Here is a 22,214-nt window from a genome sequence, read left to right on the forward strand (position 1 = left end):
GCATGAGTAACCTCCCCTCTCAATCCAATCACAACGTGCCACAGTCATCCGGCGCCGCGCGCGCACGCGACATCGCCTTCATGAAAGAGGCTGTAGAGCGTTTGTGCCTGGTCGGCGAAAAGATTTCAGGCACAGAGGCCGAGCAACAGGCTTGCGATTACATCGTGTCGTGTCTTGAGGCGTTCGGTCTCGAAGCGCGGGTGCACAAGTTTGACGCCTATATCGGCTTCCCGACCGAGACAGCACTCACGCTGCTCGGTGACGGACACCATTCGCTGCCAGCGGTGGGCGTGGCGTTCGGCGCGCAGACGGCGTCAGAGGGTATGGAGGCCGTGCTCGTCCATGTCGGGCGTGGGAGGGAGGCAGACTATAACGGCGTGGACGCACGCGTGAAGATCGTGTTGGTCGACGGCATCCCCGACTACGACCCTGCCGTGATCGCACTGGAGCACGGCGCGGTCGGCATGGTGTTCGCCTCGCGCAACCGGCAACGCCCGAAGATGGCAATCTCACCGGTCTGGGGTTCGCCCGCGAGCGCAGAGGAACTCGCGCGAATGGCACGAATCCCCATCGTCTCGATCGATGAGGCGGACGGCGAACGCCTCAAGGCGAAACTCGCCGAATCGTCCGTGCGTGTGCATCTCGTGGCGCGGCACGAGGAAGGGTGGCGGACGGTCCGCATGCCCGTGTGCGAGGTGGCCGGCCGTGAGCCGGAGTTCGTGCTGGTAGGCGCCCACTATTGCTCATGGTTCGACGGTTCCACAGACAATGTGGCGTCCAACGTACTATTGCTGGCCCTTGCCCGCCAGCTGGCGGAGCATGGACGACCGCTGCGCTATGGTGTGCGTTTTGCTTGGTGGCCGGGACATACACAAGGCCGCTATGCAGGGTCGGCGTGGTATGCCGACCAGTTCTGGCAGGACTTGCACGATAATGCCATTCTCTACATAAACGTCGACGGCAACGGGTCCCGCGGCGCTAACATCAAGGTAGCGCGAAACCAGACGGGAGAGATATCAGGGTTTAGCGCACGACTGCTGGATGAACTCGCAGCGCCGATCGAGGAGCCGGAGCGGCAGTGGCTCGAGCAGCAGTGGCGCCGCAACGAGCCGGGTATCGACATTAGCAGGCCTACACGGTCGTCCGATCAGTCGTTCTTCGGCATTGGCCTGAGTTCGCTGCAGATCGCCAGCATGCTTCCCTTGAGCCACGTGGATCGCAATGCCCGCATCAGCGGCTCTGGCGGCGCGTGGTGGTGGCATTCGAGCGAGGAAACGGCGGACAAGGTGGGCTACGAAGAGCTGGCTGATGACCTGACAATCCACGCACAGGCGTTGTGGCGCATTGCGGATGCGGCTGTCATTCCGTTCGATTTCGGCGTGACGGCGCACGATTTATTACTGAACCTTGCGCAATTTCGGCATGAAGGCCGCGGCGGACGGATCGAACGGCTGATCGATGCCGTAAGTGAATTCTCGGCCGAGTATTCCCGATTTCGTGCTCGAGGCGAGACCCTCGCCACCGAGGAAGAAACCGCACCTTTCAATCGCATCCACCTCGAGCTGGCGCGGCAATTGAATCCCATCCTCTACCAGCGCGGCGACCGGTTCGCGGTAGACCCGGCGCTCGATTCACGGCAGTTGCCGGGACTCGAGGCAACGTTGCAGCTGAAGGCGCTGGACGAACGATCCGAGCCGGCGCGCATGCTCGCTATCACGCTGACACGCCAGTCGAACCGCGTGCTCCATGCGATTCTCACAGCAACGCGCATCGTTCGCCGGGCCTGGGAAGGATCGCTCCGGCATTGATGGGCTCGCTTCAGAACTCGGGAAAAGTTGCACGGCGGCGTTGCAAGCCAGAACTGGATTTTTTCGAAGCTTCTTGATTTCAACGGGTTAGCGACTATTTCCGGGCAGCAAGGCCTGATGCATCTGGCGACTACCCTCTTACCACGCCTGCTGCTCGCCAGAGAACATCCGAAGGGGACAAGCTCTCGGCCAGCGCGCGCCGCAGATCGCGAGGATGAGAGCCAGTGTAGCCCGGCAAGCGCGAGGAGAGCTTGCTGGCGATCGTTCCGAAAAATCGCTCAATATACGGGCGCTCGTCCGGACTGTGCTTCGGCCCGCACTGACGACGCAGCCAACGAACTCGCGTACGCTGAATGGGCTTCGCACCCACACGCACTGAACCAGCGGCGCGGTGCGCCGCACGCGCCGGTTTTGCACAGATCGGGTGCGCGCGCCCGGTTGCCTCGGTGCATCGCCTCCCCGTCGCGGGGCGAAAAGTCCGGCTCGACGCGCGGCACGCGCCACTCCATCTCGACAAAATCCCGTTGGCACGTTTCTCGCTTAAATCCGGGCGCATGGAGCCGGCGCAACCCGGTTCGACAAAATCTGGAAATGGACGGCTAGGGTTCCGACCTGCTTCACGCAAGGTGCTGGTCCGAGAGCTGTCGACCTCAGGCGAGGTTACACGGCGGGACAAAAGCCCGGGAGAGAACGCGATGTTTGCGCTGCTCCCTGCCGTCGCTAACCGTCCCTTCGAGGTCAATCCATGCTCAAGCTCGTTCGCTGTCTTTGTATCGCTGCCATCTCCCTCGCCACCCTCGCCACCAGTCCCGCGTTTGCCGCCGGCCGTACCGACTTCAAGGTGTGCTGGACCATTTACGCCGGCTGGATGCCCTGGGGTCAGGCGAAAACCCAGGGCATCGTGTCCAAGTGGGCGAAGAAATACGGCATCCATGTCGATGTCGTGCAGTTGAACGACTACGTCGAGTCCATCAATCAGTACACCGCGGGCAAATTCGATGGCTGCGCGATGACCAACATGGATGCGCTGACGATCCCCGCTTCCGGCGGTGTCGATTCGACGGCGCTCATCGTCAGCGACTATTCGAACGGCAACGACGGCGTGCTGATCAAGGGCAACGGCAAGCGGATCGTCGACCTGAAAGGTCAGCAGGTCAACCTCGTGCAGTTCTCCGTCTCGCACTACCTGCTCGCACGCGCACTCGAAAGCGCGCATATGAGCGAGCGCGATCTCAAGGTCGTCAATACGTCGGATGCCGACATCTCCGGTGCGTTCGCCACGCCCGCGGTCCAGAACGCAGTCACGTGGAATCCGATGCTCGCCGACCTGAAGGCACACCCGAACGTCACCGAAGTGTTCGACTCGAGCAAGATCCCCGGCGAAATCATGGACATGATGGTCGTCAACACCAAGACCTTGCAGGAAAACCCCGCTCTGGGCAAAGCGCTGACAGGCGCATGGTTCGAGATGGTCGCGCTGATGCACGGCAACTCCGCCGCGAGCACGGACGCGCTCACCGCGATGGCCAAGGCCTCGGGCACCGATCTGGCGAACTTCAACGGCCAACTGGCAACCACCGCCCTCTTCTATTCGCCCCAGGCCGCGCTCGACTTCGTGACGAGCCCCGACATGCCGAAGATCATGGCGCGTGTCGCGAAGTTCTCGTTCGACCACGGACTGCTCGGTCAGGACGCGAAAAGCGCGGACGCCGTCGGCATGGCGTTCGACAAAGGCGTCGTGATCGGCAACCGGAATAACGTGAAGCTGCGCTTCGATCCGTCCTACGTCGCGATGGCGGCCGCCGGCAAGCTCTGAACAGGGCCTGACGCGCCGTCGGTGCCAGCGCGGATCGCGCGCTGGCGTACCGCGCCCGCATTCCAGCTTTTCAACCAGGCGCCCAACATGCGACTCATCAATCGACATCCGAGCCGGACCGGCGGCTTGATGCTGCTCCTGCTGCCCTTCATCGTGCTGTTCGCGGTGTACTTCACCGGGTCGGCGATGCGGCTTTCGCAGAACCCCGACGACAAGCTGCTGCCCAGCGCGGCGCAAATGACCGATGCGGTGAAGCAGGCCGCGTTCACCGAAGACAAGCGCACCGGCGAGCATCTGCTGTGGGCCGACACCGCGGCGAGCTTGCGCCGGCTCGGCATCGGCCTGCTGGTCAGCGCCGTGATCGCTCTGGTGGCCGCCATCGCGACCGGTTCGTTTCCGCTCGTCAGCGCAACGCTGACGCCGTTCATCACCGTGATCTCGATGGTGCCGCCGCTGGCGGTGCTGCCGATCCTGTTCATCGTGTTCGGGCTGGACGAGTTGTCGAAGGTCGTGCTGATCGTCGTCGGTATCGCGCCGGTGATGATTCGCGATCTGCACGCCCGCGCCCGCGAGATTCCGGTCGAGCTATGGGTGAAGGCGCAGACGCTCGGCGCGACCAGCTGGACCGTGATCGTGCGTCTGGTGCTGCCGCAACTGCTGCCGCGCCTGCTGGTCGCCACGCGTCTGTCTCTGGGCTCGGCGTGGCTGTTCCTGATCGCGGCCGAGGCGATCGCGTCGACCGATGGACTCGGCTATCGCATCTTTCTCGTGCGCCGCTATCTGTCGATGGATCTGATACTGCCGTACGTCGCATGGATCACCCTGCTCGCGTGGCTCACCGACGAGCTGCTGCGCCGGATCACGCGCTGCTGCTTTCCGTGGTACGGAGGCGCGCAATGATCGAAGTCCGCAACGTCTGGAAAGAGTATGGCGACCAGGTCGTGCTCGAACGCTTGAACCTGAGCGTCAAGGAAGGCGAGTTCTGTTCAATGGTCGGCGCGTCGGGCTGCGGCAAATCGACGTTTCTGCGTCTGCTGCTCGGCCAGGAGCGCGCGACGCGCGGCGAGATCCTGCTCGACGGCGACCCGTTGCCCGACGAACCCGACAGACACCGCGGCGTGGTGTTTCAGCGCTACTCGGTGTTCGATCATCTGAGCGCGCTCGACAACGTGCTGCTCGCGCTCGAGCTGCCACGGGCCCGATACACTGGGCGGCTCTTCGGTGCGCGGCGGCGGGCGGCGCGCGACGAGGCGGCGGCGATGCTCGAGCGCGTGGGGCTCGCCGCGGCCTTGCACAAGTATCCGCAGCAACTGTCCGGCGGCATGCAACAACGCCTCGCCATCGCGCAGGCGCTGATGATGAAGCCTCGCGTGCTGCTGCTCGACGAACCGTTCGGCGCGCTCGACCCCGGCATCCGCAAGGACATGCACGAGCTGCTTCGCGACCTGTGGCGCGAATCGAAGCTGACGATCTTCATGGTCACGCACGACCTTAAGGAAGGCTTCACGCTCGGCAGCCGCGTGCTCGTTTTCGACAAGGTGCGCGTCGACCCGCAGGCGCCTGGCGCATACGGCGCGCGAATCACCTACGACATTCCGCTCGACCACAGCCGCGCCTGCGCGTCCGCTGTGCATCTCGCGCAGGCGGCCGTGCAACGCGGATCGTCCGTCGAGCTGGTCTCCGACTGAGGGAAACCCAGATATGAATTCAGCTAAGAACTTGTTGCTCGAAGAAACCGTCCCGGGAGGCGGACACACGTCGCTGATCGTCAAGCGCGGTCAATTGCTGCGCGTGACCGACCTGCGCGGCGGCGCGAACGTCAGCATGCTGATGTTCAACGCCACCGAGAAAAGCGAACGGCTGAACCTGCCCGATTCGCTGAAGTGCCAGCACACGGCGAAACTGACCGTTGGCCACTGCCTTTACTCCGACATGGGCCGCGTGCTGGCCGCGATCGTCGCGGATACGTGCGGCTGGCACGACAGCATCGGTGGCGTGTCGAACGCCGACGAGGTTCGCGAACGATACGGCGCCGGCCGATATCAGGAACTGCGCAATGCGTTCTACCGCAACGGCACCGACAACCTGCTGGTGGAAATGGGCAAGTGGGGGCTGGGCATGGCCGACCTGCTGATGACGCTCAACCTGTTCAGCCGCGTCGACGTCAGTGACGACGGCTCGCTGAACTTCGTCGCCGGCAACTCGGCGGCCAACGATTACGTCGAGCTGTACGCGCCGATGAACACGCTCGTCGTGCTCACCGCGATCCAGCATCCGCTCGACCCGAACCCCGAGTACGCGCCGAAGCCCGTGAAGCTCGAACTGAGTGCCGCGGGTGCCGAGGTCGTCGAAGTCTGCCGTACCGCGTGCGCAGAAAACGAACGCGGGTTCATCAACACTGAACGCTTCTTTCTTTGAGCGAGGGCCACGCTTATGACTAGCACGCTTACCGCCAGCGACAAACGTCCGGAAACCGCGGTCTATCGCGAGACACTCGCCGCGGGGGAGCCGTGGCTTCATCACGTGAAGGCCGGGCAAACGCTGCGCATCGTCGACCTCGAAGGCAACCAGGCAGTCGATACGCTTTTTTACAGCCTCGCCGATCGGCGCGAGCGCTTCGATCCGCAGCGCACGTTGCGCCGCCAACGCAGCCTGTACCTGACGACGGGCTCCGTGCTGTACTCGAACCTCGGCAATCCGATGCTGACGATCGTCGCCGACACCTGTGGACGCCACGACACGCTCGGCGGCGCCTGCGCACAGGAAAGCAATACGGTGCGCTACGCGCTGGGCAAGCGCTATATGCATAGCTGCCGCGACAACTTCCTGCGCGCGTGCGCGCATGACGGCCGCCTGTCGAAGCAGGACATCGGCGCCAACGTGAACTTCTTCATGAACGTGCCGGTGACGCCCGACGGCGGGCTCAGCTTCGAAGACGGCATTTCGGCGCGGGGCAAGTACGTCGAATTGCGCGCCGAGATGGACGTCATCGTGCTGATCTCCAACTGCCCGCAGCTGAACAATCCGTGCAACGCGTACAACCCGACGCCCGCGGAGCTGCTGATATGGAACTGAAGCGAATCCGCGACTGGCTTTTCTTCGTGATGCTGGTCCGCTCGGGTCGCTACTTCACGTGCACGCGCGAGCAGCTTGCGCGGAGCTATCGCTGACCCGATTGCGGCCGTGGACGACCACGGCCAGCCATTCCCACGGCGGGACGGCCCGCCCCCGAATCGACACACCCTCATGTTCGAGAAGATACTCATCGCTAACCGCGGCGCGATTGCGTGCCGCGTTCTGAGAACCTTGCGCGAGCTCGACGTCACGGGCGTCGCGATCTATGCGGAAGCCGACAGGGCGAGTCGCCATGTCAGCGACGCGCCCATCGCGCACACGCTGGGCGACGGGCCTACCGCGCAAACGTATCTGGACGTGCAGAAAATCCTCGCGATCGCGCGTCGCGAAGGCGTGCAGGCGATTCACCCCGGCTACGGCTTCCTGTCGGAGAATGCGGCGTTCGGCGAAGCCTGCGAAGCGGCGGGCATCGCGTTCATCGGACCGACCCCGGCGCAGCTGCGCGCGTTCGGCCTGAAGCATACGGCCCGCGAGATCGCGGCGAGAGAACGCGTGCCGATGCTCGAAGGCACGGGTCTGCTTGCGGACCTGCCCGCGGCGCTCCAAGCTGCACAAGCCATCGGCTACCCGGTGATGCTCAAGAGCACCGCGGGCGGCGGCGGCATCGGCATGCGGGTCTGCTGGAATGCCGACGAGCTCGGCGCACATTTCGACGCGGTGAAGCGGCTCGGCGAAAACAACTTCAGCGATGCCGGTGTGTTTCTGGAGAAGTACATCGAGCGAGCGCGGCACCTGGAGGTGCAGATCTTCGGCGACGGCAAGGGCGACGCGATAGCGCTCGGCGTGCGCGACTGTTCGGTGCAGCGACGCAACCAGAAGGTCATCGAGGAAACCCCCGCGCCGTGCCTGCCGGACGGTATTCCGGCCGCGCTGTGCGAGGCGGCGGTGAGGCTCGCGAAAGCCGTCGACTATCGCTCCGCCGGCACCGTCGAGTTCGTGTACGACACCGCCGCCGAACGCTTCTACTTCCTCGAAGTCAACACGCGTTTGCAGGTTGAGCACGGCGTGACCGAACAGGTATGGGGCATCGACCTCGTGCGCTGGATGATCGAACTCGCGGCCGGCACGCTCGCGCCGCTGCACGAGCTCGCGGCGGCGCTGTCGCCGCGCGGGCACGCGATCCAGGCGCGCCTCTACGCGGAAGACCCGGGGCGCGACTTCAAGCCGAGTCCCGGCCTGCTGACCGATGTCGGGTTCCCGCCCGCGGACGGCCGCGCGCTGCGCATCGATACGTGGATCGAGGCGGGCTGCGAGGTGCCGCCCTACTTCGACCCGATGCTCGCGAAAGTGATCGCCTGGTCGCCGACTCGCGAAGAGGCCCGCGATGCGCTCGACGATGCATTGCGCAGCATCCGGCTATACGGCGTCCAAACCAATCGCGACTATCTGCGCCAGATCCTGCGGGACCGGCCGTTCGCATCCGGCGAACCGTGGACCCGATGTCTGGAAGGGCTCGGATACCGCGCGAGCACCGTCGAGGTGATCCACGGCGGCACGCAAACGACGGTGCAGGATTATCCGGGCCGGCTCGGCTACTGGGCGGTCGGCATCCCGCCATCGGGGCCGATGGACGACCGCGCGATGCGGCTCGGCAATCGCCTGCTCGGCAATGCAGCCGACGCGGCAGCCCTCGAAGTCACGATGAGCGGCCCGACGCTGCGCTTTCACACCGACGCGGTGGTCGCCGTCACCGGCGCGCCGCTTCCCGTGATGCTCGACGACGTCGCGCAGCCGCTAAACACGAGCATCTACGTGCCAGCGGACTCGACGCTCGCGCTGGGCGCGATCCGCGGCGCGGGCGCGCGCGCGTACCTGTGCGTGCGCGGTGGCCTCGACGTTGCCGAGTATCTGGGCAGCCGCAGCACCTTCACGCTCGGCCAGTTCGGCGGACACGGCGGCCGCGCACTGCGCGCAGGCGACGTGCTGCACCTGCATCCGCTCGACGATGCGCAAGCCGGCGCCGCGCTCGCCGACGCGCCCGCGCTGGACGGCGTGCGCACGCTGCGCGTGATCTATGGACCGCACGGTGCGCCGGAGTATTTCAGCGCCGGCTATATCGCGCAGCTGCTCGACACCGATTGGGAGGTGCACTTCAATTCCAGCCGCACCGGCGTGCGCCTGATCGGACCGAAGCCGGAGTGGGCGCGCGAGGACGGCGGCGAGGCCGGCCTGCATCCGTCGAACATTCACGATAATCCGTACGCGGTCGGCGCGGTCGACTTCACCGGCGACATGCCCGTGATCCTCGGACCCGACGGCCCGAGTCTCGGCGGCTTCGTGTGTCCGGTGACGGTCATCGAGGCCGACCTTTGGCAGGTCGGCCAGCTCAAGGCGGGCGACAAGGTCCGCTTCGTTGCGGTCGAACTGGACGAAGCGCGCGACGCCGTGCGCGAGCGTCGTCGCGAACTGGAGAGCCTCGAGATCACGCGCAGCGCGCCGGTCCAGGCACGCACGTCGCTCACTTCACCGGTCGTGCTCGATACCGGTGCGGATCGGGAACGACTCGTCGCACGCGTGTCCGGCGACACGCATCTGCTGCTCGAAATCGGGCCCGCGGAACTGGATCTGGTGGCGCGCTTCCGCGGACACGCGCTGATGCAGGCGCTCGAAGTCCAGCGGCTGCCTGGCGTCATCGATCTCACGCCTGGCATCCGTTCGCTGCAAATCCACTATCGGCCCGAAGAGCTGCCGCTTAGCGCGCTGCTCGACATCGTCGCGCGTGCGTGGGCGGAGGTGCTGTTGCACAAGGATCTGCGCGTGCCGTCGCGGATCGTCCATCTGCCGCTGTCGTGGGACGACCCCGCGTGTCGGCTGGCAATCGACAAGTACATGACCACCGTGCGCAACGACGCGCCGTGGTGCCCGAGCAACCTCGAGTTCATCCGCCGCATCAACGGACTCGACTCCATCGACGCGGTCAGGCAGATCGTTTTCGACGCGAGCTATCTCGTGATGGGTCTCGGCGACGTGTATCTCGGCGCGCCAGTCGCGACCCCGCTCGACCCGCGTCACCGGCTGGTCACGACCAAATACAACCCGGCCCGCACGTGGACGGCGGAAAACTCGGTCGGCATCGGCGGCGCATACCTGTGTGTGTACGGCATGGAAGGCCCGGGCGGCTATCAGTTCGTCGGCCGCACGTTGCAGATGTGGAATCGATATCGTGACGTCGCGGACTTCGCCGGCCAGCACTATTTGCTGCGGTTCTTCGATCAGATCCGCTTCTACGAAGTATCTGCCGACGAATTGTTGCGCATCCGCGCCGACTTTCCGCTCGGGCGATATCCGCTGAGAATCAGCGATTCCGAACTTTCTCTGTCGGACTATCAGGCGTTCCTCGCGCGCGAAACGGCCAGCATCGAAAAGTTCCGCGCGAAGCAACAGGCCGCATTCCAGGCAGAGCGCGAGCGGTGGCGCGAAGCGGGCACCTCGGAAGACGTGATCGAGACGCCGGTCGTCGAAGACGCGCAGGCGGCGGCTCTGAAGAACGGCGAGATTTCCGTGGACAGCGAGATCGCCGGCAGTCTGTGGCAGGTCAAGGTGAAGGCCGGCGATCAGGTCAAAGCCGGCGACGAGCTGGTCATCATCGAGTCGATGAAGATGGAAGTTCCGTTGTATGCGCCCTATTCGGGAACCATCGCCGCAGTGCATGTCGCGCCAGGCTCGTCGGTGCGCGCCGGACAGCGCGTTGCCGTCATCCAACCCCGCTAGAGGCCGGAGAAATTTATCATGTCGTCATTCGATCTGCGTCTTCCCACACTGCGCCGCGCATACCGCGCCGGCACACTGACGCCGCGCGCGCTCGTCGATGAGCTGCGCGCCAAAGCCGCGGAGTTGAATCCGTCGTTCAACCTGTTCATCCATCTGCTGACCGAAGACGAAGTCGCGCCCTACCTCGAACGGCTCGAAACGCAGCCCATCGACAGCTTGCCGCTTTACGGTGTGCCATTCGCGATCAAGGACAACATCGATCTCGCCGGCATCCAGACGACGGCCGCCTGTCCCGCCTTCGCGTACACCCCGTCGCGGTCGGCCAGCGTCGTTGCGCGCCTGATCGAGCTGGGCGCAATACCGCTGGGCAAAACCAATCTCGATCAGTTCGCCACCGGTCTGAACGGCACTCGCTCACCATACGGCAAATGCCGTAACAGCGTGCACCCGGATTATCCGGCTGGAGGTTCGAGCGCGGGCTCGTCGCTCGCGGTCGCGCTCGGTGTCGCCAGTTTCGCGCTCGGCACCGACACCGCAGGCTCCGGTCGCGTACCCGCGGCGCTGAACAACCTTGTCGGACTGAAACCGACGAAAGGGTTATTGTCCACGTCGGGTGTGGTGCCTGCATGCCGCACGCTCGATTGCGTGACCTTTTTTACGGCGACGGCGGAAGAAGCCAGCGAGCTTCTTGCGTTGACGGCGCAACCGGATGCTAGCGACGCGTACAGCCGTCCGAATCCGCAATGGAACACCGCGCGCGCATTCGGCAGGCCGTCGAAATTCCGCTTCGGCGTACCGGCACAGCTTGAATTCGCCGGCTGCGCCGACAGCCCGGCGCTTTTTGCCAAAGCGCGCGCGCTGCTCGAAGCGGCGGGAGGCGAGGCCGTAGAAATCGACTTCGCGCCGTTTGTCGAAGCGGCGCAGCTGCTTTACCAGGGTCCGTGGGTGGCCGAGCGCTACCACGTAGCGGGCGACCTGATGACAAAGACGCCTGCCGCGGTGCTGCCGGTGATTCGCGAAGTATTGGCGAAGGCGCCAGCGGCCACCGCAGTCGAGCTGTTTCGCGCGCAGTATCGCCTTCAGGAATTGAAGGTTCTATGCGACGCATCGATCAGTTCGCTCGACTTCGTTCTCACACCGACTTATCCGCGCGCTGTCACGCTTGAAGAACTCGAACGCGATCCGATCGCTCCAAACTCGTTGCTCGGCTACTACACGAACTTCATGAATCTGCTGGACTATGCCGCGGTCGCGACGCCGACCGGTTTCATGAAGAACGGTTTGCCATGGGGCGTGACTGTGTTCGGTCGCGCCTTCACCGACCAGTATCTGCTCGGCATCGCCGACCTTTTGCAACGCACGAGCGGTGTGCAGCGCGTCGGAGGCGCCGGCATCGAGCCAGCGGTGCCCGCCGAACGACAGACGGCGAGCCACGACCGCATGAGAATAGCGGTATGCGGCGCCCATATGCGGGGTTTGCCGCTCAATCGCGAGCTGCTCGCTCGACGCGCGACGCTCGTGCACGAGACCTGCACTTCGCAGCGGTACAGGTTGTCGTTGCTGGACGCGTTCGCGGACGGCGTCCGGCGACCCGGCTTGTCGCGCGTCACCGACGACTGCGGCTCGGCAATCGCGGTCGAAGTGTGGGAGATGCCGAGCGCGGAGTTCGGGTCGTTCACCGCGACGGTTCCCTCCCCGCTCGTGCTCGGCAAGGTCGAACTCGTCGATGGTACGTGGGTGACCGGGTTCTTGTGCGAGCCGTATGGATTCCAGTCGGCCACCGACATTTCCGGATTCGGCGGCTGGCGAGCGTGGCTCGAGAATGGCGCGGCACGCGCTGAGATCGGCGCATAGCGGGCGCGGATGAAGCTGCCGCTTTCGGACGTCAGCACACATCGCTGACGCGCGTCGCTCCGGCACGCAAGCGCGTGCCTGCATCACGGGGCCTTACGTCAATGTCAGTGCCACGCTCACCTTGCTCGACAGTTGGGTGCGACCCACGGCTACTTCATCAACAACCCAGCGCGCCGGCTCCTCACCTTGCGGCAGGATTTTTCCAGCGTGTTTGCCAAGCTGCTACGCAGCCCCGCCAACACCCAGATCAGCATCGCCCTCAGCGACCGCAACATGCCTCTGTTCGCCAAGGGGCGGACACTGACGATCACCCGCGCGGCGCTCGTTCTGCGCACCGCCTCGGGAGTGGCGCCCGTCGGTTTCGCCATGACCGTGGATGGTACAGCGTTGGCGGCCCCCGTTCTGGACCCGACTCTGGGGAACTTGCCGATGAGCCCGTTGCCGGGCGCTTTCACTGCCAACCTGTATTCGAATCACGTTCTGGTCGTCACCGCCGGCGGAAGCCTTGCGCAGACAGCGCCACCTCCGGGAGATACGTCGGCGATTGACGCAAAACAGTTGCTCGATGTGTTTATCTATCTGGAGTATCAATTCCAATGAACTGTGACTTGCAGGAGCTCTCTCGCACGGGGTAGTGAATGCCTGCTGGTGGCGACTGGTGCAATGATCCGTCGAATGGATCACTGCGCAGAGCCGTATGGGGATTGCCGGAAACTAGCTGTTTGCAATAGCAGGGGACAGGAAATTCCTCTACGAAGCGGAACGTGCGTTCGTGTCATGTTAGTGCCGGCTTTGGCAGGGTAACGCTCAGTCGGCATGCCGTTCATCGCCGCGCGTCCCGACCAGCGATTTGAGCACTTCGTTTTGTAGTGTCGGTTTCGAAACTAACTCCGTATAGACGCCGTTGCGCGTTATGGCGAGGAAAGGCGCTTCTTCGCTAAGCAGCGCGTGGAGTTGCTGTTGTGCGGGCCAGTCCAAATCAATTTGCGCGTTGTACAGGACGGCCCCGAACAGTTGCCGGCAACGTAGCATGTCGACGATCGGCGATCCTGGCGGCGGCTGTTCGACGCTCATTCCCAGTTCGCTCTGAAGGATCTGTTCGGTTAATAATGGATTGCGTAGGTTTCGGGCGTCCGTGGCCATCCATGCATATTTGACCGCGAGTGGACCTGCCGGCAGCGGCTGCGGCGGATACCCGGCGACGGCGCCCGGATGCGGCTCAATCTGATCCCACTGCGCGCTAGCCGCGCGAGCCGTCTGCACGGTGGTCTCGTAGATCGGATTCGTTCTTTCGAGGGCCAGTAACAATTCGGCAGGGCGGCCCCATCCCTGATACCGGCGCTTGGTCCGATCGACTGTCGCGACGAATACCACCTCACCGGGCCGGCCAAGTCTCGTCGCACCCTCGAGCAAGACCAGCAAACGCGTTTCCCACCAGGCCTGGCCTTCTTCCAGATCGATCACGATGACATCACTCCTCGTCGCATCTGTTAGTGCGCCGATGATCGCCGAGGTGCCGCTGTCCGTTACCGCCACGCCGGGAACCCCGATGTTCGGCGGGACGGTCACTTCCACCACGCCTTGTGTGCGATTGCGGGAAAAATCGAGCCTTACACCGGCGTATTCGACCACCGCGCCGCGCTCGATTACCATATCCAGCACTGCGAGAAGAACAGGCGAGAATCCCACCAAAAGCAAGCCGATAAAGACTACCGTTTCGGACTGGGCACTCGGCCAGTTCAACGTCGCCCTGAGTATGCTGGTGAACAAGAACAGGACGACGAACAGCAGCGCAGCGAGTTTGAGGCTTGCGTGCGGCGTGTAAGGCCAGAAGCGATTGTCGGTGTTGTTCATCGTATCCAGGACAATGAAAGCGATAACGCGGTTGTATCGCGGGCGAACGAAAATTGCAGTTCACAGACCTCCGTGAGTCATTGCGCGGTGTTTCCAGCAGACTCGAATCCGCTGGTGACGCCGTACTCCCGCAAGTGCGGTGGGTATTGATAGCGGTTCTCATGGATAATTTATGCCCACTCTTGCTGCGTGCCGAGACGCTCCACTCTTCGGCACCTCCACAAGCAGAGCAGCTTTAATGATCAGGATAGTGCACGGATGAACGAGGTGGTATCCCTCAAGACCTTTGCATGCGCCGGTACTAGCACGAAGGAATTTTGTCCCGCTCGCGCCACGAGAAGTGTCAACTTAAAGGCGTCCAGCTCATCGTCGGGAAATAAGCCAATTGTTCACAGCCGAAGGAAATAGGTTGCCGCACACTTCGTGGCAAGGGGCCACCCCTGCGTGCGGGATCGCACGCAGGCGCTCGTGCACAAGACCCGGGGTGGTGAGCCAATACGGGAGACGACCGACGCGTGAACGCCCGTCCGATGCTTCGGTTTCATACGCACCATGGTGTCTGGTCTCCACGTGAGTCCACCGTGACCCGCCAAGCAACGCGCGCAGCGAAATCGCACGTCGAGGAGTTGAACGTTCATGTAGTAAGGCGCATCAAGTCCGCAGCGCCAGCACGATGACTCGAGGAACGGTCGCGCAGCTGCGCGGCAAGAAGGTAGCGCTGAACAAGGGCTCGAATGTTCACTTCTTGCTCGTGAAGGCACTTCAGCAGGCGGGGTTCGCCTACACCGACATCCGGCCGGTCTATCTGGCACCCGCCGATGCGCGCGCGGCCTTCGTGCAAGGCAGCGTCGATGCATGGGTCATCTGGGATCCGTATCTGGCGGCCATCGAGCATCAGGCCAACGCACGCACCATCGCAAACGGCGACGGCCTCGTGCACAACACGCAGTACTACGTCGCCTCCCGCAAATTCGCGGCGGCGCATCCGCAGGTGCTGCATGCGGTGCTGGACGAGGTCAACAACGTCGATCGCTGGGGGAGCGACAACATCCCTGAAGTGGCCGCGCTTCTGTCACCGCTGGTCGGGCCCGACCCGGCCACGCTCGAAGTTGCGCTCAAGCGCACTGGCTACGGCATTCAGCCAATCACGGACGCGATACTGGCCTATCAGCAGCAGATTGCCGACACATTCAGCGCACTGAAATTGATTCCCGCCAAACTGAATGTTGAGAATGCGCTGTGGAAAACCTGATGGTCTGGCGGCACCCATGGCTACCAAACAGCCTGATCCGCGGCAATGCCGACCCCGCCCTGCTGACGGCAATTCAAGCAATATGAATGCAATGGACGACCCGACGAGCCAGGTGCCTAGTCCACGAACGCGCGCTCGATCACATAGTGTCCCGGCGCATTGCTCTTGCCCTCCACGAGCCCCGCCCGTTTCAGCAATTCGGTCGTATCGGCAAGCATGGCCGTGCTGCCACACAGCATCACCCGGTCGCTTTGAGGCGAAAACGGCGCGACATCCAGGTCGGAAAACAGCTTGCCCGCCGCAATCAGGTCGGTGATGCGCCCTTCGTTCTCGAACTCTTCACGCGTCAGCGTGGGATAGTAGACGAGCTTTTCCTTGATCACGTCGCCGAGGTACTCATGGCCCGGCAGATCGTGTTTGATGTAATCCATATAGGCCAGCTCGCCTTTCAGGCGACAGGTGTGCGTAAGGATCACTCGCTCGAAACGGTCGTAGATGACCGGATCGCGGATGATCGACATGAACGGCGCGAGACCCGTGCCTGTCGAGAGCATCCAGAGAGTTTTGCCGGGCAGCAGGTTATCCGCGACCAACGTTCCCGTGGGCTTCTTGCCAATCAGGACGCTGTCACCGACGTTCAGATGCTGCAGACGGGACGTGAGCGGCCCATTCTGCACCTTGATGCTGAAGAACTCGAGATGCTCCTCGTAGTTCGGGCTCACGATGCTGTAGGCGCGCGCGAGCGGCTTGCCATCGACTTCGAGGCCGACCATCGTGAATTCGCCGTTATTGAAACGCAGACCCGGATCGCGTGAGCACGTAAAGCTGAACAGGGTATCGGTCCAGTGATGAACCGACTGGACCGTTGCGATGTCGTACTTGCTCATAGTTTGTTAACCTCGGTATCTCGTCGTCCTTCCCAGCCTCGCCCACAATAGCGAAGCCAGAGGAAGGATGCATTATGCAATGCGCGGCTCGCGAGGACAGTCCGTGTTGCCGAATGACCGGAACGAAACCGGCCCCTTCACTCAGTTCGCCTTATTTCGCCCGTGCGCCCGTGAATTTGTCGATATACGGCGCGAGCGCTGAACGAAGCGAACCGTCATGCTTGCCGGACAACTCTCTTTCCAGGCACGCAAGAGCAAGCGCGACGATCAGGACGGCGACAAGGGTTCGGCGGCGCGCTCGCACGGCGTCGCCGCCTGGCACGCTCCAGCCGCTGCCGGCATCCCTTTCACGTCTGACAGGCCAAGGCATTGTCAGCGCTCCTCATTTTCGTCGATGTCAGGCAAGGGTCGCCGCATTGTCGAACCAGATCGGCTGCCTGCCGTTGACCCGCTCGTGCAGGATCGGGAAATCGCGCCGCACGGCGTTCACGTCGGAGGGCGGATGGACGGACGGCGCGAGCGGCGTCGCACCGTACTGCGCGCCCGATGGAGTGCGCCGCGACCTCACGGGCGCCACGTGTCGGCAACTTCGAGCAATGCGCCGGAGATGGAAAGGAAAGAATAAAAAACTGTTTGTCATTGCACTGGCAGTCGGCCTCTAATTGCAAGCTCGACCTACGAGAGCTATCCCCTTTTTTCAGTAAATGTTCCTTATACGAATCGCAACGCGAAATGAAATCGCCGTAAAGTGGGTTGCCCCGTACTGGCTCCATTCTGGAGCAATCTTTTTGAATGTTTATGTGGAACAAAATGGCTGACATTACTGATTCTCGCAACAGCCATGTCACTTCGACCCGGTTGTCCGCGGCCGTCTCGAAGGGCACGCTCTACAAGTGGATTTCGTGGATCGTTCCAGCACTGGTGCTGGTGCTCTGGCAAGTTGCGGCGCTCATTGGACTCATCTCGCCTCAGGTTCTTCCAGCCCCGAGCAGCGTCGCGGCAACCGCATTCGATCTGGCTCGCAACGGCGATCTCTTGGTTCACCTCGGTGTTTCGCTGTTGCGTGCCGCGACAGGCTTCGCAATCGGCGGAACGATCGGACTTGCGCTGGGTATCCTGGTCGGCTTCTCGCCGCTCGCGCAGGCACTGCTCGATCGTTCGATCCAGATGGTGCGCGCGATTCCCTTTCTCGCGATGCTGCCGCTCGTCATCGTCTGGTTCGGTGTCGGCGAGGTGGCGAAAATCTTCCTGGTCGCGCTCGCGGTGCTGTTCCCCATCTATATCAACGCCATGCTTGGCATTCGACAGATCGACCCGAAACTGATGGAGCTCGCGAAGGTCATCGGGCTGGATCGAGTCGCGATTGTGCGACGGATCATTCTGCCTGGCGCGATGCCATCGATCCTGACTGGCGTGCGTTATGCGCTGGCTCATGCGTGGCTCGCACTCGTCATCGCCGAAACGTTGGCGACGACGAAGGGCATCGGCTTCCTGGCCATGGATGCGCGCGAATTCCTGCAAACCAACGTCATCGTATTGACCATGATCATCTACGCGATCATCGGCGTCGCGGCAGACGCGTCAGTGCGGCTGCTTGAAACGCGCTTCCTCTCATGGCACGCGAATTACGCCAAAAGGAGCCTACATGTCCGTTGATTTCGCGTTGTCCCGCGAGACAGATATCGCGACGCTCACCGCTGAGCGAGTGAACCCGTCGTCTCTCGCAGTATCGGTGCGCGGTCTGCGGCGCCACTATGGCAGCCGGGTCGTGATAGACGCTCTGGATCTCGAGATCCGCGCAGGTGAATTCGTCGCGCTGCTCGGCGAAAGCGGATGTGGAAAGACCACCCTGCTGCGTGCGCTGGCCGGGCTCGATCGGCCCGACGCCGGCCAGATCAGCGCGCCCGAACGCCCTTCCGTCGTTTTTCAGGAGCACAGGCTACTGCCTTGGGCGACGCTGTGGGAGAACGTCGCGCTCGGTCATGAAACGTTGGTCGGTCGTGCCGGGGCGGCGCGTGCGTTAGCCGAAGTCGGGCTTGCCGGTCGGGAAGACGACTGGCCGCGCAACCTGTCCGGGGGACAGGCGCAACGCGTGGCGTTGGCGCGCGGCCTCGTTCGCGATCCTGCATTGCTGCTGCTCGATGAACCGTTTGCGGCGCTCGACGCGCTCACGCGGATCAAGATGCACGGACTCGTCAAGGAACTGGTCGCACGTCATCATCCCGGCATTCTGCTCGTGACGCATGACGTCGATGAGGCGCTCGCGCTCGCCGACCGGATTCTGGTGATGCGCTCAGGGCGCATCGCTGTGTCCTTCCAACCCAAAAACCATACGCCGCAAGCACTGCGGTCGATCCTGCTCGAAGAGCTCGGCGTTCAGTCTCACTGAACGCTTTTCCGCATGACCTCAAGGACCTGACAAGAATGAACGATTCTTCGCTGAACCGCCGCAAACTATTGCGCGCGGCGGGCGGCCTGCTGGCCGGTGCCGCCGTCGGTAGTCTGCTTCCCGCTCGCGCCGCCGAGCCGCGCAAGCTGACACGCAACACCGATACGGTTCGTATCGGCTGGGGATACGGCAGCCTGCCGGACATTGCCAGACAGCGCGGGGTGTTTGCGAAGACCCTCGCTGCAAAGGGCATCAAGGTGGAATGGGTCGGACCGTTCCCGAATCATGCTCCGTCGATCCAGGCAGTCGTCGGTGGCAGCGCGGATTTCGGCTTCTGGGGATCGACGACGCCGGCGCTCGCCGCGATGCTGGCCGGCTCCCCGCTCGTATTCAACGCTTTCGACATCTATTCGCCGCGCTCGACGGCGATCATCGTGAAGAAATCGAGCGGTATCAATTCGGTGGCCGATCTCGCGGGCCGCAAGGTCGCGATCAACCGGTCGGGGTTGGGTGAGTTCCTGCTGATCGCAGCGCTCGAAAAGCATCATGTCGAGCGCAGCAAGGTCGAGTTCGTCTACCTGAATCCGCCCGATGCCGCACCGGCATTTGCGCAAGGCGTGGTGGACGCCTGGTCGATGTGGTCCCCTGGCGTGGACATCGCACGCTATACCAACGATGCCAAGGACATTTTCAACGAAGGACGCGACCTCGATTTCCTGATCGATTACAGTTCCCTCGTGACGCGCCGGAAATTTACCGAAGAGAATTCGGAGCTGATTCGCGCGGTCATCGATGCGTACTACGTCGAAGGTGCGTGGCAGTCGGCGCATCCCGGCGAATCCGAACAGCTCATGCAGCAGGAAGCCAGATATCCGGATCAGGTGCGCGACTATCTGACGAACCTCAAACGCGTCAACCAGTTCCACGAACCCGACGACACTGCGTTCATCGCGCAGTTCCAACGCGCCGCCGATTGGCTCGCGGAGCGCAAGATCATCAATTCGCGAATCAAGGTCGCGGATTACAGCGTCAAGGTTTAACGAGAGCCCCAATGGGAATTCCACTAGTCTCACCCTTGTCCGCAAAACTTGGCTTTGCCGGGATCATCGCGAATATCGCATCGACCTCGGCAGAGCGGGAACGCAATCATCATCGGCCGCACGAGGAAGTCGCCGTACTCAAGAATCTCGGCTTCGGCGCGCTGCGCCTGCCGGCCGATGCGGGTGGGCGTGGACTGTCGCTGAGCGAGCTTTTCGTCGTGGCTCGCGACGTCTCGGCGGCGGATTCGAACATCGCTCATGCTTTTCGCAATCATCTTTGGGAGGTCGAGGCTGCGCTCAGACGACGGGATCACCCGTTCCATGCGCACGTTCTCGATCTGACGAGGGACAAGAAAACCATCGGTCTCAGTTTCACCGAAAGCGACGCCATCGCGGCTGGCGCGCGCCCGAGCCGGGTGCTGAGCCGGCTCGAGTGGGACGAAGCGCGGCTCGCCTATATCGGCTCAGGCGAGAAGGTCTACGCTACCGGCAACCTTTATAACGACGCATTCGTTGGCGTTGCGGTGGAAAGCCGCAAGGGCAGGACCGTTCAATACGTGCTCGACCGGAAGCAAGGCGTCAGCACCGATGACGACTGGCAAGGATTCGGTCAGCGCCTGACGGCTTCAGGCACGGCAAAGTTTCACGCGGTGACGGTGCCCGCAGCTCATGTCTACCCGACAGATCCGCCACGAACCGACGAAGCAGCGCCTTGGGGATACACGTTTCATCAGGTCTATCTGACCAACTGCATCGCAGGCATCGTGAGGCGTATTGCGTTGGACGCCGTCGACGTCTTGCGCTCACGCGGGCGTAACTTCTATCACGGCGATGCTGCGCATCCTGCCGGCGAACCTGTGCTGCAAACGCTGCTTGGTCGAATTCGCGCCTACGCAGCCAGCGTCGAGGCAACGGCCGACCGCGCTGTGGCAGCGTTGCAGCTTGCGTGGGATGACTATGGAACGGCCAACGAATATGAAACCACACTGGCCGCGACGCTCTCCGCAGCCGAAGCCAAAGTCGTGATCGACGATCTCGCGCCACAGATCGCCAGTTGGCTGATCGACCTTGGCTCGGGCTCGGTCGTGTCTCGAGTGGGCGCGCTGGACCGGCATTGGCGCAACATCAAGGTGATTGCTTCGCACAATCCGCGCTTGTACAAGGAACGGCTGCTCGGGCAGAACCTGCTGACCGGACAGCTTCCACCCACCGGCGCGTACTTCTGATCGCGAACGCGCGTGACGCGCGATTCGTGACCAGAATCGCTCAATCCGCAAGGAGCCGGCGAACGCGCGGCACGACCTCTTCAGCAAAGCTGCGCATATCGGCTTCGAACGGCTGGAACTGCAGCATGAAGAGTTCGATGCCCGCCCGGTGGAAGGCGGCGATGCGCTGCGCCACGGTGTCGTAGTCGCCGACGAGCCCCGCTGCCGTGCCGCCATTCGATCCCACGCGCGGCGATTGCGCAAAAGTCTGGTGCATCACCGCTTTCGGATCGGTATTGGCCTTCTGTCGCTCGCGCAGGGGCTTGTCAAGCTCGGCCAACGCGAACAAATGCGCGAGATGAGCCTCTGCCTGCGCCCGCGCTTCGCGCGCGATCACAAACGCCGACAAACCGAAACGCAACGCGTGCTGCCCGGCAGGACGCGCGCGAGCGGAGACATCGGCGATGAGTCGCGCAACGTCGTCGTGCGGCTGACCATTGATGAACCATACGTCGCCGTGTGCCGCCACCAGTTCGCGCGCCGGCTCCGATTCGCCGCCGACATAGATGCGCGGACGCGCACGAAACGGATCGGCGGGATGCAATTGATATCCGTCGATGCGGAAGTTGTCGCCGTGATGATTCACGACTTCGCCTCTCAGCAGTGCGGCAACGACTTCGATCCATTCGCGGCCGTATGCATAGCGCTCGTCGTGTTCAGGAAATCCAATGCCGGCTCGTTCGAGCTCTGGACGATTCCACGCGTTCACCAGGTTGATCGCAAAGCGCCCTTTGCTGATGTGCTCGATCTGCTGAGCCATCTTCGCAAGCACGACGGGGTGATACAGATAAGGCTTGATCGCAGTGATGATCTCAATGCGCGACGTGAGTGCCGCCAATGCCGCCGATGCGGTCCATGCCTCGAGTTGATCGAGCGAAGGGTCATGCGGATTGATCGTGTGCTGGGCGACGAGTACTGAGTCGAATCCGAGACGCTCGGCCTCGATGACGAGGGCCCTGTTGCGGGCCCACGAGGCGTCGTAGGGTTCCGCTGGATCGTGCAATGCGGCACGGCTGCCGTGCACGAGAGCCCAGACGCCGAAGCGGGGAAGTTTGGCTGACATCGTTTTGATAGGCGGTAAACCCCAGACAGAAAACGTCCATGCTAACCTTGCCCGCGCCAGCCGCTTTCCAATTTCTATCGATAAAGAACTCACGAAAAGGCATTAAGGCTCGCGCGGCGCATGCGCACGGCCACTCGACG

17 protein-coding genes, 2 pseudogenes and 1 riboswitch are annotated in these 22,214 nt (G+C 62.9%); of the genes and pseudogenes, 14 read left to right on the top strand and 5 right to left on the bottom strand.

The features are described from left to right. The first annotated feature begins 2 nt into the window (after window positions 1–2). Window positions 3–1,808, top strand: coding sequence for a M28 family peptidase (locus AB3X95_RS19390; RefSeq protein WP_368622256.1), 1,806 nt, complete (start codon window positions 3–5; stop codon window positions 1,806–1,808). 184 nt (window positions 1,809–1,992) lie between these two features. Here AB3X95_RS19390 and AB3X95_RS19395 read toward each other — a convergent pair. Then, window positions 1,993–2,159, bottom strand: a pseudogene (locus AB3X95_RS19395) (integrase); the annotation flags it as partial. A 237-nt stretch (window positions 2,160–2,396) separates the two neighbouring features. Beyond that, a riboswitch (guanidine-I (ykkC/yxkD leader) is annotated at window positions 2,397–2,497 on the top strand. Between the two features lie 56 nt (window positions 2,498–2,553). Here AB3X95_RS19395 and AB3X95_RS19400 point away from each other — a divergent pair. The 8 genes from AB3X95_RS19400 to AB3X95_RS19435 all read left to right on the top strand — a co-directional run bounded on the left by AB3X95_RS19400 (window position 2,554) and on the right by AB3X95_RS19435 (window position 12,924). Further along, entirely contained in the window at window positions 2,554–3,624 is a 1,071-nt protein-coding gene (locus AB3X95_RS19400; protein ID WP_368622257.1) for a putative urea ABC transporter substrate-binding protein, read from the top strand. Window positions 3,625–3,711: 87 nt separating this feature from the next. Continuing rightward, window positions 3,712–4,524 (top strand): ABC transporter permease, encoded by an 813-nt coding sequence (locus tag AB3X95_RS19405; RefSeq protein ID WP_176122990.1) that lies wholly within the window; start codon window positions 3,712–3,714, stop codon window positions 4,522–4,524. Next, window positions 4,521–5,312, top strand: coding sequence for an ABC transporter ATP-binding protein (locus tag AB3X95_RS19410; protein ID WP_176122989.1), 792 nt, complete (start codon window positions 4,521–4,523; stop codon window positions 5,310–5,312). Before AB3X95_RS19405 ends, AB3X95_RS19410 begins: the two co-directional genes overlap by 4 nt. Window positions 5,313–5,325: 13 nt before the next feature. After that, window positions 5,326–6,042 (top strand): urea amidolyase associated protein UAAP1, encoded by a 717-nt coding sequence (locus AB3X95_RS19415; RefSeq protein ID WP_368622258.1) that lies wholly within the window; start codon window positions 5,326–5,328, stop codon window positions 6,040–6,042. A 15-nt stretch (window positions 6,043–6,057) separates the two neighbouring features. Continuing rightward, the gene (locus AB3X95_RS19420) at window positions 6,058–6,699 is read left to right on the top strand and encodes an urea amidolyase associated protein UAAP2 (RefSeq protein ID WP_176366165.1); all 642 of its coding nucleotides are present in this window, start codon (window positions 6,058–6,060) and stop codon (window positions 6,697–6,699) included. Window positions 6,700–6,870: 171 nt separating this feature from the next. Beyond that, window positions 6,871–10,470 carry an urea carboxylase gene (gene uca, locus AB3X95_RS19425; RefSeq protein ID WP_368622259.1) on the top strand — a complete coding sequence of 1,200 codons (3,600 nt, stop codon included), beginning with the start codon at window positions 6,871–6,873 and terminating at the stop codon, window positions 10,468–10,470. Between the two features lie 18 nt (window positions 10,471–10,488). Then, window positions 10,489–12,324: an allophanate hydrolase gene (atzF, locus tag AB3X95_RS19430; RefSeq protein ID WP_368622260.1), complete on the top strand. Its 1,836-nt coding sequence runs from the start codon at window positions 10,489–10,491 to the stop codon at window positions 12,322–12,324. 132 nt (window positions 12,325–12,456) lie between these two features. After that, window positions 12,457–12,924, top strand: a complete 468-nt coding sequence (locus tag AB3X95_RS19435; protein ID WP_368622261.1) for a hypothetical protein — start codon at window positions 12,457–12,459, stop codon at window positions 12,922–12,924. Window positions 12,925–13,131: 207 nt separating this feature from the next. On the opposite strand, the gene AB3X95_RS19440 is transcribed toward AB3X95_RS19435, so the two are convergent. Further along, the gene (locus AB3X95_RS19440) at window positions 13,132–14,178 is read right to left on the bottom strand and encodes a hypothetical protein (protein ID WP_368622262.1); all 1,047 of its coding nucleotides are present in this window, start codon (window positions 14,176–14,178) and stop codon (window positions 13,132–13,134) included. A gap of 685 nt (window positions 14,179–14,863) precedes the next feature. Here AB3X95_RS19440 and AB3X95_RS19445 point away from each other — a divergent pair. Next, window positions 14,864–15,430 (top strand): annotated as a pseudogene (locus tag AB3X95_RS19445) (ABC transporter substrate-binding protein); the annotation flags it as partial. Between the two features lie 116 nt (window positions 15,431–15,546). Here the strand turns inward: AB3X95_RS19445 and AB3X95_RS19450 are convergent. Together AB3X95_RS19450 and AB3X95_RS19455 are read right to left on the bottom strand one after the other, a co-directional pair. Further along, entirely contained in the window at window positions 15,547–16,317 is a 771-nt protein-coding gene (locus tag AB3X95_RS19450) for a ferredoxin--NADP reductase (protein WP_368622263.1), read from the bottom strand. Window positions 16,318–16,714: 397 nt separating this feature from the next. Beyond that, entirely contained in the window at window positions 16,715–16,894 is a 180-nt protein-coding gene (locus tag AB3X95_RS19455; RefSeq protein WP_368622389.1) for a hypothetical protein, read from the bottom strand. A 233-nt stretch (window positions 16,895–17,127) separates the two neighbouring features. Between AB3X95_RS19455 and AB3X95_RS19460 the strand changes: the two genes are divergently transcribed. Genes AB3X95_RS19460 through AB3X95_RS19475 form a run of 4 tightly spaced genes read left to right on the top strand, consistent with a single transcriptional unit; the run spans window position 17,128 to window position 20,972 of the window. Continuing rightward, complete coding sequence (locus AB3X95_RS19460) at window positions 17,128–17,973, top strand: ABC transporter permease subunit (protein ID WP_368622264.1); 846 nt, start codon at window positions 17,128–17,130, stop codon at window positions 17,971–17,973. Further along, window positions 17,963–18,706, top strand: coding sequence for an ABC transporter ATP-binding protein (locus AB3X95_RS19465; RefSeq protein WP_368622265.1), 744 nt, complete (start codon window positions 17,963–17,965; stop codon window positions 18,704–18,706). Before AB3X95_RS19460 ends, AB3X95_RS19465 begins: the two co-directional genes overlap by 11 nt. 35 nt (window positions 18,707–18,741) lie before the next feature. Continuing rightward, window positions 18,742–19,746 carry an NrtA/SsuA/CpmA family ABC transporter substrate-binding protein gene (locus AB3X95_RS19470; protein WP_368622266.1) on the top strand — a complete coding sequence of 335 codons (1,005 nt, stop codon included), beginning with the start codon at window positions 18,742–18,744 and terminating at the stop codon, window positions 19,744–19,746. Between the two features lie 11 nt (window positions 19,747–19,757). After that, a complete protein-coding gene (locus tag AB3X95_RS19475) occupies window positions 19,758–20,972 on the top strand; it encodes an acyl-CoA dehydrogenase family protein (RefSeq protein ID WP_368622267.1) in 1,215 nt (404 codons plus the stop codon). Between the two features lie 40 nt (window positions 20,973–21,012). Here AB3X95_RS19475 and AB3X95_RS19480 read toward each other — a convergent pair whose 3' ends face one another. Beyond that, window positions 21,013–22,074, bottom strand: coding sequence for an LLM class flavin-dependent oxidoreductase (locus AB3X95_RS19480; protein ID WP_368622268.1), 1,062 nt, complete (start codon window positions 22,072–22,074; stop codon window positions 21,013–21,015). Between the last annotated feature and the right edge of the window lie 140 nt (window positions 22,075–22,214).

This window comes from Paraburkholderia sp. BR13444 (genome assembly GCF_040948755.1).
GTDB classification, from domain to species: domain Bacteria; phylum Pseudomonadota; class Gammaproteobacteria; order Burkholderiales; family Burkholderiaceae; genus Paraburkholderia; species Paraburkholderia youngii.